This window comes from Tardiphaga sp. 709 (genome assembly GCF_032401055.1).
Taxonomy (GTDB): Bacteria; Pseudomonadota; Alphaproteobacteria; order Rhizobiales; family Xanthobacteraceae; genus Tardiphaga.
On sequence record NZ_CP135529.1, the window covers coordinates 864,917 to 877,486 of the forward strand.

Sequence of the window (12,570 nt, forward strand, 5' to 3'; positions counted from 1 at the left end):
CCCCAGCACGCCGCGTTAGCGCGCGTCCAGCCCCATCTGCCAGAAATCGGCTTCCAGGCGCGACGCCTGGCCAAATAGTTTTGCGAGCTCCGTAAAGCGCCGCTCGGTCATCGCACGCGCGGCGAGATCGTCGAGATGGCGGCGCGCTTTCACCGCGATATCCTGATAGGCGTCGCCGGCATATTCGCCGATCCATTCGCGATACGGATGATCGCCGAGCGCGTCGACACCATCCGGCGCCAACCTGCGGCCGATCTCGGCATAACCGATGACGCAAGGCGCCAGCGCCACATGCAGGTCGAGCAGATCGCCGGCGGCGCCGCAATCCAGTACGAAGCGCGTATAGGCCACCGTCGCCTGCAGCTCAGGCGCAGCCTCGATATCGGCCGGCGACAGTCCCCACCTCCCGCACAGTTTTACGTGAAGCTCCATCTCGCCGAGAATGGCCGCGAGCCCACCCTGCGCCGACTTCATGTCGTCAAGCGTGCGGCTCTTGTAGGTCGCCAGCGCATAGGCGCGTGCGAACTGGATCAGGAACAAATAGTCCTGCACCAGATAGTTGCGAAATGCCGGCTCCGGCAGCGTGCCGGCGCCGAGTTGGCGGACGAAACTATGATCGACATAGCTGGACCAGTCATCGGCCGCAGCTGATTTGAGACGATCAAAAATATCCATGCGCATTCCAATTCACGCGTTCATCCGTCCACTGCCCTGCGTTGCTCTACGCCACTTTGCGGCATAGGGCAGCACGAACATATAGAGACCGCTGAACATCAACAGAAACAGCGGTGGCAACGGCGAGAAGGTCACCCAGGCTGGCGGCTCGCCAAATCCGCGGACAGCGAAATTGGCGATGACCGTCACAGTAAAAGCCAGCGACAGCCAGCGGTGTGCGTATCTGATCCATAGGTTCATGTTGAGTAACCCTCAGTGCAATGCGGAAGTGGCGTGAGATTCTGTGTCGGCCGAATTCAGTCCAGTCGCGCCAGAAGCTGCTCCATCGACGTCAGGAATCGCGGCCATCCGAACTTGGCGCCCTGATAGGCCTGCTCCTGATCCGGTCGGAAGCCGATCTGCTCCATCCGCAGCAGTGTTCCGTTGCTCGAAGGTGTAAGGGTCCAGGTCACGACACTCTCGAGACCAGGGCCTCCCACGTGTAGGCGAGCTTTTGGTTCGGCTCGACTTCCGTGACCCGGCAAGCGACCTCGCCCCAGTTCGCGCTCAGATCAAAGCGATGGCCGATGACAGGCTTGAAATCGTTTTTCATCAGCCATTCCGCGATCAGATGCGGCTGGGTCAGCGCGCGCCAGAGCTTTTCCGGCGCATGGCCGAACTCCCGCTCGACGACGACAGAACGTGTTTCGGCTGCAGTACTGGTCAATTGTCCATCCTCTTCAGCAGTTGTTCGAGATCGTCGAACCGGCTCTCCCAGAACCCGGCCATCTGGCTGGTCCAGTCGAGCAGCGGCGCCAGGGCCGCCGGTTGCGAGCGATAATGTGTCTGACGGCCGCTCTGGCGATCGAGCACCAGCCCCGCCTGCTTCAGCACGCCGAGATGTTTGGAGACCGCCGGCTGCGAGACGCCGGCTTGCGCGGTCAGCGCCGCGACGGTCTGCTCCCCGTCACGGCAGAGCCGCTCGAAGATCGCGCGCCGGGTGGGATCGGCAAGCGTCTTGAAGAGCACATCGAAGGTGGTCGGCATCGCAATCCATAACCCGTCAGTTATCGATTAGATCAATAACCAATGAGTTATGGGTTGGTCAAGCGTGAAATGGATGGGAGGGAGTTTCGGGATCGCGGAAAGCGCGGGCGTCGTCCGAGGCGGCCGATCTACTTGCCGTCGTCGAGGCTCACCAGTACCGCCGCATTGGCAATCAGGATGCCGTCGCCGCCGCTCTCGGCGGGAATGTCGAGACCGCCTTTGACTGCCGTCACGGTTACGGTGCCGTAAGGCAATTCCTTCGCGACCGCCGCCGTGTCGACGTCGTCCGGATTCGGCACCGCGACGGTCACATCGACAAACATGTCATGCGGCGTCTTGCCGACCATCCGGAAGAAGCCAACGCTGGAATGGCGGATCGCGTCCGACACCGCGCGTTTCGCAGCCTTGGTGGCGTCGCGGCCGTGGACGTCGACGCCCATGCCCATCTCGGTGATACAGCGCACACGTGCCATTCGTTGTCCTCTTCGCTCTTGCAGAATTGTGCAGATGCCGACTTAAGCAATCCCGCGCGGCGGGCGCCAGTCCGTTGCCGTCATGCCCGCGCGATCAGCGACCGGCCATGGTGCAACCGGGCTGCGGTGCGATCTCGCCCAGTCCGCGGACGGAGACGAGCTCCTGCCCCTGCGTCTTGGCGATGAACATGCTCATGGTCGCATAGTGGTTCGCATCGATGGTGACGGGTCCTGTCGGCGACGGAATGGTAAGCCCACCGAGCGCGTCGACGAGGGCTTCCCTGTCGACCTTCCCTGCTTTCTCGATTGCAGCCTTGAGCGCGATCAGCGTGTTGTAGTGGGTCATGACATAGTTCGACACCAGCACGTCATTGCCGGCTGCGGCCCGCACTCGGGCGACAAATGCCTTCATCTCCGGCGCATCGCTGGTCGCCAGCGACGGCACCACCGTGATCATGTTCTGGCCTTTGCCCTTGAAGATGCCTACGTCGATCTCCGACAATCCCAGAAACGCAACCGTCGTCTCCTTGAAGAGGCCCTGATCATCGGCCTGCCGGATGAAATCCATGCCGTCGCCCTTCAGCGCGAACAGCAGCACCTTCGGCTTTGCCGCCGCCACCTGCTTGATCAGCGGCGTGAAGTCCGTCTCGGTCCCCAGCGTATATTGCGTGCCGACGATTTTGCCGCCGAGCTTCTCGATCAGCGGCCTGGCGAGTTCGAACATCTGGTGCGGCCAGACGCGATCGGCGCCGAGCAGGAAATAGGTATTGCCGACGGCCTCGTTCATATAGGGCAGCAACTGGCCGAGGTCCTGGTTCGGCACGGTGCTGAACGAGAAGATGTAGCGGCTGCATGTGCCGCCTTCGAAATTGGTGGCGTAGAGCAGCGGCGTCTTCGTGCTCTCGGCGATCGGCCTGATCGCATTGAAGTTGGCCGAGGTGACAGGGCCGACAACCGCCACGACGCTGCTGTCGATCACCGACCGCATCGCGCTCTCGGCAGAGGCCGGCCGGGTCTTGTCATCGACATAGATGACCTCGAGCGGCCTGCCGAGAATCCCACCGCTGGCGTTGATCTCCTTCACCGCCAGATCGAGCCCGAGTTTTGCCTGCTGGCCATAAAGTTCGACACCGCCGGAAAACGGCAGGACCGCGCCGACACGGATGGGATCGGCAGCATTCGCCGCGGAGCCAAGCGCCAAAGGCCCCAGTAGAAATGCGAGCGTCATGACTCGTGCGACAAGGAATTTCATGCGCGCTTCCCTCTGCCATGGGCTGCGCTCTCGGCGCACCTGGACTCGCGTCATGATTGCCCCGGAAAGATCGCAGCGCGCAAGAGCCGGTCAAGACTCTGCCTGCTCAGGGCAACGCGGTCGACCTGGGCACGGGTACAGCAGGCGCGGGAGCGTCAGTGACTGGCGCGACAGGCAGCGGGGTTTCAGATACGTCCGTTACGGGCGCGGCAGCCACGGGCGCGACACTATCAGGGACGATCGACACAGGTGCTCCAGCAACGGGAGCCGGCGTGATTGTCACTGGCGCGCCTGCTGCAGGAGCGTCCCGAGCCACAGGGACAGGAGCAGCTACCGGAGGGACTGCGGCATCGATCATCGGCTTGCAGATCATCACGGCCGCAGCCGCAGAGGTCAATGCCGCCAGACTCTGGAGCTCCGGCGCTTGTCGGGGGTCCCCTGCCACTGCGGCCGCTTCGTCGCGAAGCCTGGCATTGCAGTCGCAGTTAGGAATGCCGCTCGCCGGCGTGCAGGCGTCATGGTTCATGCAGGCGAGATCGAGGGCATCGATGGGCGGTTTGCCCGGCCGGTTGCCGGCACCGCAGTAATTGCCATGAATCAGCGTCGCGCCGTCGGTGGCGACAGCCGGATTGCTGCGGCCAGTCCGAGCACCAGAAGCACGCTCCTGCGCATGCAGCGGCACCGTTGCAACGATAGTGCATGACAACAATAACGCCGCACACCAGCAGCGCAGCCACGAAGCGAGGGACGAGGGCTTGATCATTCTGGAGGGGTCCGCCTGGCGCCGACGGAAGATGTCGGCCGCCAAGCATACGCGCGGCGTGGCCTTAGGTTCCCGTTCGGGTTCCCCGGGTTCCGCAGATCTTGGCTCTCAGCCCGCCATCAGTTCCTTCGCCAGCGCCATATAGGCCGGCAGCGTCACCGGATCGTTGGCGGCATTGCCGGCGACCGGATGCGACGCATAGCGCGCGATCACCATCTCGGCCTTCGGATCGATATAGAGCCCCTGCCCGTAGACGCCGCGCGCCATATAGGCGCCGTGTTCATTGTGGGTCACCCACCACTGGTTGCGATACGACGCGCCCGGCAGCGTGGTGTAGCCCGCCGGCTTGAATTTTGCGGGATCGGCGCCGCGCTCGATATCCTCGACCACTGCGCTAGGCACGATCTGGCGGCCGTTGAAGCGGCCGTGATTGCGCATCACCTCGCCGAAGCGCGCGAAATCGCGCAGCGTCGTCGACAACCCACCGCCGCCGCTCTCGGTGCCGATGCGGTCGACGTGATAATGCGCGTCCTCCTCCGCCCCCATCGGCGCCCAGATGCGTTCCGACAGAAGATCGGACAGCGTCATGCCGCTGGCGCGGCGGATGATCCAGGCGAGCGTGTCGGTGTTGACGGTCTTGTAGGCGAAGGCTTTGCCGTGTTCGCCCTGCTTCTGCTGCGTGCAGAGAAAGGCGAAGATGTCGCTCGCGCCTTCATAGTCCGGCGGGATCGGCGCCATGCCATTGGCGCGCCGCAGCCCCCACACATCGGAATTCTTGTCGGTATAAACCTCGGTGTAGAGAAGCCCCGTGGTCATATCCATGACCTCACGCACATCAGCATCGCCAAAGGCCGTGCCCTTCAGCTCCGGCACATAGTCGGTCACCGGCGCCTGCGGATCGATCTTGCCTTCCGCGACCAGCATGCCGGCCAGCGTGCCGGTGAACGACTTGGTCACCGACATGGCGATATGCGGCTTGTGCGGCTTCAGCGCGCCGGCATAACGCTCATAGATCAGCTTGCCCTTGTGCAGCACCGCGATGCCATCGGCATAGGTCTCGTCGAACATGCGCGCGAAGGTCATCGGCCGGCCATCCATGGTGACCGACTTGGATCCGCCGATATCGCGCTCCGCGCGCGGCAGCACGGATGCACCACTCGCGCCGCGCCAGACATTCACCGTGGGCACCAGCGAGCGCACATTGCTCCAGGCCCAGCGCAATTCGGGGAAGTTGCGGAACGAGCCGTCGTGGAATTGGATGGTCTTGTCCTTCGCAGGCGGAAAGCCCTTCATCCAGCCGAGCGTCTCGGGATCGGTCTCGGCGGCGGTGGGGACGTGGTTCGGTGCAGGCGCGTCAGACATGAAGGGGCTCCGGTAAGGCGGCAAGTAAGTTGGTCGTAACATGCGAGGCGGCGGGACACATCAAACACAACAGCCGGGCTGCATTCGGCAACTGCATGTCGCAAGTTCACTCAAGGCAGTCAGCCCAGATTGACGCATGTGCCCCGAACACTTCAGCGGAGCCACAAAACCCGATACTCGGGCTTCATGGGACCAGCAGCAGCTTGCCGGTCGTCTTGCGGTTTTCCATGTCAGCGTGAGCCTTCGCTGCGTCCGCTAGGCGGTACTCTCCGCCGATGTGGAGCTTGAGCTCTCCCGTCGCGATCCAGTTGAACAGCCGCTCCGAACGCGCGCGCAGCAATTCGGGCGTGGGGATATGATCGAAGAAGGTCGCATAGCCGATCTTGATGCTCTTCGGCAGGCTCATGATATCGAGCGGTCCCGGCCCACCAAGCACCGGGCCATACCAGCAGAACGTGCCCGACCGACGCAGCACATCGAGCGAGCCCTGGAAGGTCGTCGGCCCGGAGCCGTCATAGATGACGTGCACGCCCTGGCCATCGGTCAGGCGTAATGTCTCCTCGGCGAACCGGCCTTCAGTATCGATGATCACATGGTCGGCGCCAGCCTCCCCGGCTGCAGCGACCTTCTCCTGCGCCGACACACGTCCGATGACATGGCCGCCGCGCAATTTGATGATCTGGGTCAGCAGCAATCCCACGCCGCCCGCCGCCGCATGGACGAAGGCGATGTCGCCGCGCTGCACCGGATAGAAGTCCGTGGCGAAATGGCTGGCAGTGAGACCCTGCATCATCACCGACGCAGCGGTGCGATCATCGATCGCGTCAGGAACCGGCACCAGCGACGTGACAGGGATCGCGATCCGCTCCGCATAACTTCCCGGCGCATAAACCCAGGCGACCCGCTGGCCGGGCCTGATGTCTTCGACGCCATCTCCGATCGCCAGCACACGTCCCACACCCTCAACGCCAAGAATCTTGGGATTGGGAATCTCGGTCCAGGCCATGCCCTGGCGCACGCCGATGTCCATGAAGTTCACCCCCGCAAAGACAACCTCGACCAACGCCTCGCCCGGTCCAGCGAGAGGGGCCGGACGTTCGACATAGTCCAGCACCGCGCGGTCGCCCGTTCCGGTCATCACAACAGCTCTCATCACTTGCTCCTTTGTTGAACGATCATTCCATAATTTCCCAAAAAAAGGGACTATCGCAGCGCCCTCATGGCCATGTCGGCCAGGCTGGTCAGAGCCCCGCGCGCAGCGCCGCCCCGTCCGGCAACGCGGATTCCGGCGATATTCGCGATCAGAAATTCCGAGGTCGCTTCGGGGTCGAGGCCGCCGGCGACATCGCCTTCACGCTGCGCATCGCGAACGCGCGCTGCGATGGCAGCTCGCAAGCTCTTCGCCAGCAGTCCGTTGATCTCCTGAAGGTCGGGTTGGGACACGCCGAATTCATAGATCGAGCCAACGCCAAGACACGGCCGACCGGCTGTTTTCACGACACGGCGCAACATCGCGCCGATGCCATCGATCGCGCGCGGTCCGCTTCGGAGCGCGTCGATATGTGCAGCACATTCGCCCATTCCATAGCGACGCACGGCCGCGCAATAGAGCTCCCACTTGTCGCCGAAGGCAGCGTAAAGGCTCTGTCGCCCGATCCCCATTGCATCGACGAGCATCTGGGCCGAACTGCCCTCATATCCATGCCCGCTAAAGACATTGATCGCGCCGTCGAGTGCAGCGTCTGTGTCAAACTCCCGTGGTCTCGCCATAAACGGCTAGATAGCAATTATGGAATGAATGTTCAACAATTTTACAGCGTCGTGAGAAATAAAATCGATAAACCGGCGGCGCCGCTGCAGCGGCCCGTGAACGCTGCCCCGAGGACTTCCTATCAACTGCCCGCTGCAGCAGTGAAAACCGCCAATTGAGCAGCGAAAGCACGCTTGTAGGCCGGCCGGGCTTCGCCGCGGACGACATAGGCGGAGAGGTTGGGATATTCATCCAACAGACCCGACGCCCCCAGCCTGAGCAGCACCGACACCATCAGCAGGTCACCGGCGCTGAAGGCGCCGTCGAGCCAGTCGGCATCGCCAAGGTATTTGGAGAGTTCGCCCAGCCGCCCGCGGATGCGGTCTTTGACCATCGCCAGACGCTGCTCATACCAGGTCTTGTCGCGTTCCAGGAGCGTGACAATGGCGAGATCGACGATCGGCGGTTCGACCGTATTGAGTGCGGCAAACATCCATGTAACTGCCCGCGCCCGGGCGTTCGCATCATCGGGCAGCAAGCCTGCATGGCGCTCTGCGATACGGAAGACAATCGCCCCTGACTCGAACAGGACAAGATCGCCTTCTTCATAGGTCGGAATCTGCCCGAAAGGATGACGCGCCCGATGCGGGGGTCCCTTCATCTCATCGAACGAAAGAAGTCGAACGTCGTAAGGCTGCCCCACTTCTTCGAGCGCCCAGCGAACGCGCATGTCCCGGGCCAATCCCCTGCCGCGATCGGGCGACCGTTCAAAGGCGGTAATGGTGGGGTTCATAGGCAGACTCCCGGCAAATGCATGACGCTATCGAGCGTGACATGGGTCACGACGATAGTCTTCCACATCGTCTCTCTCAGCTCTTCGTCTCCCAAGGACGCATGACGGGCGGGCTTCCCGACACATGCGGGTATTTTTCTTGCGGGTCGCAGTGGACGGTGAGATTGGCCCCTCACTCGCTAGCGGACGCGCACTGCCTTCAGAGTTTCCCTCTATTTCTCCCACTCCATTTCCCCGAGAGCCTTACAAAGTAACCTCGACCGCCAGAAATCGCAGGGCCTCGTCAACCTGAAGGCCGTGGCCGGAATCAAGGCATCTACGACGTTCAGCGGGCGCAACCGACCGCATAGCCTCCAGCGAAAGAAGCCTCGCCATTTCGCGCGGTCCCGCTGGGAGCAACATCATGACACGACTTAAAGAACTTGCCATCGAAGCTCATGGAGGCCTCCAGCGCTGGCGGCAATTCGAGCAGGTCTCTGCCGACCTAGTGCAGGGAGGCGTCTTGTGGCCTTTGAAAGGACATCCACAAACCCTCGAGCGCACCACCGTTACCGTGGGTCTCAAGAAGGAATGGGCGTCGCATGCCCCGTTCGGCGCAGGTGGTCGGCGCTCGCGCTTCGCGCCCGATCGCGTGGTCCTGGAAGCCAGTGACGGCAGCGTTCTCGAAGAACTCGTTCAACCGCGCGCAAGCTTCTCCGGCCATACGCTGCAAACCCCATGGACAGAATTGCAGCTCGCCTACTTCGCCGGCTGCGCCATGTGGACCTATCTAACCATGCCGTTTCTGCTCGCCTGGCCCGGCGTCGCGACGGAGGAATTGGAGCCTTGGCAGACCGATAGCGGGGACTGGCGCCGTCTTGCTGTCCGTTTCCCCACGGAAATCGCCACGCACAGCGCCGTACAGACGCTTTACTTCGACGGCGATGGGCTGCTGAAGCGCCACGACTATAACGTCGAGATCGCTGGGGACACGCCCGGCGCGCACTTCATCGCGGATTACCAAGAGGTGTCGGGCATTAAATTCCCGACGAAGCGGCGGATCTATGCCCGTCAGCCGGATGGCAGCTTCAGCACTGAGCCGCTTGTTGTCTCGATCGATCTCTCCAACATCCGGCTCAGCTAGACATCGCCGCTACAGCGTGGCGAGCGGCCCGGCCTCGTTCCGAATGGCTCTGGGAACCTCGCCATGCACACGGGCAAACGCCAGGCGCATCCGCTCCCTGTTCGCGAACCCCACCTCGCGAGCGATCACCTCGATTGGCTGTCGGCTCTGCTCCAGCATCAACTTCGCGGCTTCGACCCGTAGCGCTTCGACCGCCTTCGCCGGCGTCGTGCCGGTTTCCGACCGGAACAATCGGGTGAACTGCCGGGGACTGAGGCTTGCAGCACGCGCCAGATCGTCAATCGTCAGGCTTTCAGCGAGGTTCTGGCGCGCGTAGTTCAGCGCGCGCTGGACTCTATCCTCATTCGCGCTCAAATCGAGCAAGGTCGAGTGCTGGGACTGCCCGCCGGAACGTCGATGGTACATGACCATGCCCTTCGCGACCGAACGGGCGACGTCGGAGCCGTGGTCGCGCTCGATGATGCCGACGACGAGGTCTGTTCCCGCCGTCATGCCGGCAGACGTCCAGATTGGACCATCCGCGAGAAAGATCTTGTCCATGTCGACACGGCAGCTTGGAAACCGGTCCTGCAACGCCCGTGCATAGCGCCAATGCGTCGTGGCGCGTCGGCCGTTGAGCAGTCCGGCATCTCCCAGAACAAACGAGCCCAGGCAGATGCCCGCGACGCGTCTTGCGTCGCGGGCAGCCGCCCGAAGAAGCCGAACCAGCCCGGGCGACGACGTCGGAATCTCGAGGCCCGCAGCAACGATCAAGGTGTCGTACGACTCGTCGCCGAACGCGTCCGTCATAACCTGCATACCAGACGACGAGGCGACCAGCCCTCCCTCCTCCGAGAGGATACGCATGTCGTACAGCTTCTTCCCAGCTTGCTTGTTGGCCACATCGAACGCTGCGACCGCCCCAAAGCAGATGGGTTGAAAACTCGGGCAAAGAACCAGACCAATCTTCATGCTTTCTCCGCGGCAGCTACTCGCGACCTTAAATAGGTAGGTCGGCAATGCTCCGCCATCTCCATGGCCTGAATGATGGCATCTACGTCCTGTCGGCTCCGGGAGCTGGCTGGTAGCTCTCTCGCGGATTTTGACGGAGCTGCCATGTCGAGCCAATCGACAACATACATCGCTGTTCGGCCTGTCGCACCGGGACGGCTTGAACTGACGCAATAGTAGCCCCGCCACCGCGGCCGACATTCCCGAAGCAACTTCGCCGCCAGACTTCGCACCTCACAAAGGATCTATCATGTCACTCGAAACGACAAAAACCGAATACCTCGACATCGGTGATACACGCTTCGCGTTCAGGCGTCTTGGCCCTACTACCGGAATGACGCTCGTTCTGTTGCAGCACTTCACCGGGACCATCGATTCCTGGGACCCGGCGGTGGTGAACGCTCTGGCGGCAACGCGGCCGGTCATCGTCTTTAACAATCTCGGCGTCGGCACCTCGACCGGCGCGACGCCCGACACGGTGGAACAGATGGCGTCGGACGCCGAGACATTCATCAGCAGGCTCGGCCTTGAGCAGGTGGATCTGCTCGGTTTCTCGCTTGGCGGCATGCTCGCCCAGGTGCTCGCCGTGCGGCAACCCAGCCTGATCCGCAAGGTCATCATCGCCGGCGCCGCGCCGCGCGGTGGCGAGGAACATCTATTGGCCGTGGTGGAGGAAGCCTTTTCGCGCGGCGCGCCAGATGTGCGACTGCCGCTATTCTTCACGCCTTCGGAAGCGAGCCAGCGCGCCGGACGCGCCTTCGTCGCTCGCGCAACGGCGCGCAGGCAAGATCGCGATCCGGACAGCGGCGACGCTGTTAGCGAGCCTCAGGCCAAGGCGATCATCGGCTGGTGCGCGCGTAAAGACGAGGGCGAGGCGACGCTTCGCGCCATAGCGCAGCCTGCGCTTATCGTGCACGGCAGCGACGACACGATGTTTCCCAGCATCAATGCGTACAATATGTTCAAGGCAATGAAGAACGCGCAGCTGATCCTGTACCCGGACTCGGGGCACGGTGCGTTGTTCCAGTACCCCGAGACGTTCGTCGCCCATTGCCTAACCTTCCTAGACGCCTGATGGGGAAAGAGACACAGCCGCAACATGTCGCATTTTCACCTGTGATCACGCCGGGGCGGAGAATCTCTAGGGTCCAGCGAACGGTACCGCCCACCGAACGCCTCCGGCCGGCGGTGTCGTAGACCTATTGCAACACCATCTCGACGCGGCGGTTGCGGGCGCGGCCACTTTCACTGGTATTGCTGGCAAGCGGCGCGTAGTTCGCCACGCCGGATGCGGACAAGCGCTTGCCATCGATCTTGTAGCTGCGCGTCAGGTCATCGATCACCGCCTGCGCGCGCGCCTTCGACAGCGCGAGGTTCACATCCAGCGCCCCCTGATTGTCGGTGTGGCCGACGATGAACACGTTCGCGCCGGCATTGGCTTGCAGCACGCGCGCCATTTCGTCGAGTTGCGGTTTGGACTCGGGCTTGATGGTCGCCTTGCCGGTGTCGAAGAACAGCCCGTAGAGGGCCACCCTACCCTCCGCCTGCAGGCCTTTTGCGAGCGCTGCCGCATCCACAGTCACCTTGCCGCTATCCATCGCCTTCGGTTCGACGATCTCCACGACCGTGGCAACGTACTTGCTGGCAAGCGCGATGGTGTCTGGCTTCGCTGATAGGACCGCCACATGCAGTGTGGTCCCGGATGCATTCAACGTTCCGTACCAATAGCGCTCGCTGCCGATCTCCTGCCATTGCTGCAACAGCGTGATCGGGGTCCAGCCTTCCAGCGACACCTTGGCCAGTTGCGGATTGGCAGGCAGGTCGCGCAGCGGTTTGAAATTCCGTCGACCGCAGTCGTCGGCACACGCATCGAGCTTCGATGCACCGGCGCGCTCAAGCGCCTGCTCATAGTTGCGCTGCACTTCGAGCACCGACTTGCCGGCAGGCGCGAGATAGAACAGCCGCGTCACCCGCCCCTCGAGCTTGACGACATCAGCGTCTCCGGAGGGAATGCCAACCTGATCGAAGTTCTTCACATCCTGGGCGACGAGCCACGATCCGGCATAACGGCTGAGTACGGCATGATCGCGCCCATTCGGCGCGTCGGCAGGCATGCTCTGCGCCATGGCAAGGGAGGCTGAAGCAAGGAGACCAAGAACAGACAGCAGACGGATAAAGCAGGCGCGCATCGGGACCCTCTCAGGCCAGAATGTTAGCGGAATGCAGATTGCTGCGGAGTTATGTCAGAGACGCCATTTTCGGAACAGCCATTTGCCCCGTCACTCCCACTCGATCGTCCCGGGCGGCTTGCTCGTAATGTCATACACCACGCGGTTGATGCCCGCTCGCGTACCAGCCCCGCG

The 12,570-nt window shown here is 62.6% G+C and carries 14 protein-coding genes and 2 pseudogenes; 2 read left to right on the top strand and 14 right to left on the bottom strand.

Annotation, left to right across the window (positions count from 1 at the left end; translation table 11 throughout):
* Positions 1 to 15: 15 nt before the first annotated feature.
* The 11 genes and pseudogenes from RSO67_RS04550 to RSO67_RS04600 form a co-directional block, all read right to left on the bottom strand.
* On the bottom strand, positions 16 to 675 hold the full coding sequence (locus tag RSO67_RS04550) for a TenA family protein (RefSeq protein ID WP_315842543.1): 660 nt from the start codon (positions 673 to 675) through the stop codon (positions 16 to 18).
* 12 nt (positions 676 to 687) lie between these two features.
* Positions 688 to 915 carry a hypothetical protein gene (locus RSO67_RS04555; RefSeq protein WP_315842544.1) on the bottom strand — a complete coding sequence of 76 codons (228 nt, stop codon included), beginning with the start codon at positions 913 to 915 and terminating at the stop codon, positions 688 to 690.
* Between the two features lie 56 nt (positions 916 to 971).
* Positions 972 to 1,381: pseudogene (locus RSO67_RS04560) on the bottom strand (SRPBCC domain-containing protein).
* Positions 1,378 to 1,701: a metalloregulator ArsR/SmtB family transcription factor gene (locus tag RSO67_RS04565; RefSeq protein WP_315842545.1), complete on the bottom strand. Its 324-nt coding sequence runs from the start codon at positions 1,699 to 1,701 to the stop codon at positions 1,378 to 1,380. Before RSO67_RS04565 ends, RSO67_RS04560 begins: the two are co-directional and overlap by 4 nt.
* A gap of 128 nt (positions 1,702 to 1,829) precedes the next feature.
* Positions 1,830 to 2,174 (bottom strand): Lin0512 family protein, encoded by a 345-nt coding sequence (locus tag RSO67_RS04570; RefSeq protein WP_116664620.1) that lies wholly within the window; start codon positions 2,172 to 2,174, stop codon positions 1,830 to 1,832.
* Between the two features lie 94 nt (positions 2,175 to 2,268).
* On the bottom strand, positions 2,269 to 3,426 hold the full coding sequence (locus RSO67_RS04575; protein WP_315842546.1) for an ABC transporter substrate-binding protein: 1,158 nt from the start codon (positions 3,424 to 3,426) through the stop codon (positions 2,269 to 2,271).
* 106 nt (positions 3,427 to 3,532) lie between these two features.
* Positions 3,533 to 4,189 (bottom strand): hypothetical protein, encoded by a 657-nt coding sequence (locus RSO67_RS04580; protein ID WP_315842547.1) that lies wholly within the window; start codon positions 4,187 to 4,189, stop codon positions 3,533 to 3,535.
* Between the two features lie 108 nt (positions 4,190 to 4,297).
* Complete coding sequence (locus RSO67_RS04585; protein WP_315842548.1) at positions 4,298 to 5,551, bottom strand: serine hydrolase; 1,254 nt, start codon at positions 5,549 to 5,551, stop codon at positions 4,298 to 4,300.
* A gap of 184 nt (positions 5,552 to 5,735) precedes the next feature.
* Entirely contained in the window at positions 5,736 to 6,704 is a 969-nt protein-coding gene (locus RSO67_RS04590; protein ID WP_315842549.1) for a quinone oxidoreductase, read from the bottom strand.
* Between the two features lie 50 nt (positions 6,705 to 6,754).
* On the bottom strand, positions 6,755 to 7,321 hold the full coding sequence (locus RSO67_RS04595; RefSeq protein ID WP_315842550.1) for a TetR/AcrR family transcriptional regulator: 567 nt from the start codon (positions 7,319 to 7,321) through the stop codon (positions 6,755 to 6,757).
* A 122-nt stretch (positions 7,322 to 7,443) separates the two neighbouring features.
* Positions 7,444 to 8,094 carry a glutathione S-transferase family protein gene (locus RSO67_RS04600; protein WP_315842551.1) on the bottom strand — a complete coding sequence of 217 codons (651 nt, stop codon included), beginning with the start codon at positions 8,092 to 8,094 and terminating at the stop codon, positions 7,444 to 7,446.
* 403 nt (positions 8,095 to 8,497) lie between these two features.
* Between RSO67_RS04600 and RSO67_RS04605 the strand changes: the two genes are divergently transcribed.
* The gene (locus tag RSO67_RS04605) at positions 8,498 to 9,217 is read left to right on the top strand and encodes a hypothetical protein (RefSeq protein ID WP_315842552.1); all 720 of its coding nucleotides are present in this window, start codon (positions 8,498 to 8,500) and stop codon (positions 9,215 to 9,217) included.
* 9 nt (positions 9,218 to 9,226) lie between these two features.
* Here RSO67_RS04605 and RSO67_RS04610 read toward each other — a convergent pair whose 3' ends face one another.
* Complete coding sequence (locus tag RSO67_RS04610; protein ID WP_315842553.1) at positions 9,227 to 10,168, bottom strand: GlxA family transcriptional regulator; 942 nt, start codon at positions 10,166 to 10,168, stop codon at positions 9,227 to 9,229.
* A gap of 289 nt (positions 10,169 to 10,457) precedes the next feature.
* Between RSO67_RS04610 and RSO67_RS04615 the strand changes: the two genes are divergently transcribed.
* Positions 10,458 to 11,282 carry an alpha/beta hydrolase gene (locus RSO67_RS04615; protein ID WP_315842554.1) on the top strand — a complete coding sequence of 275 codons (825 nt, stop codon included), beginning with the start codon at positions 10,458 to 10,460 and terminating at the stop codon, positions 11,280 to 11,282.
* Positions 11,283 to 11,406: 124 nt separating this feature from the next.
* Here RSO67_RS04615 and RSO67_RS04620 read toward each other — a convergent pair whose 3' ends face one another.
* Positions 11,407 to 12,396 carry an OmpA family protein gene (locus RSO67_RS04620; protein ID WP_315842555.1) on the bottom strand — a complete coding sequence of 330 codons (990 nt, stop codon included), beginning with the start codon at positions 12,394 to 12,396 and terminating at the stop codon, positions 11,407 to 11,409.
* Positions 12,397 to 12,486: 90 nt separating this feature from the next.
* A pseudogene (locus RSO67_RS30420) lies at positions 12,487 to 12,549 on the bottom strand (GMP synthase); the annotation flags it as partial.
* Positions 12,550 to 12,570 lie beyond the last annotated feature (21 nt).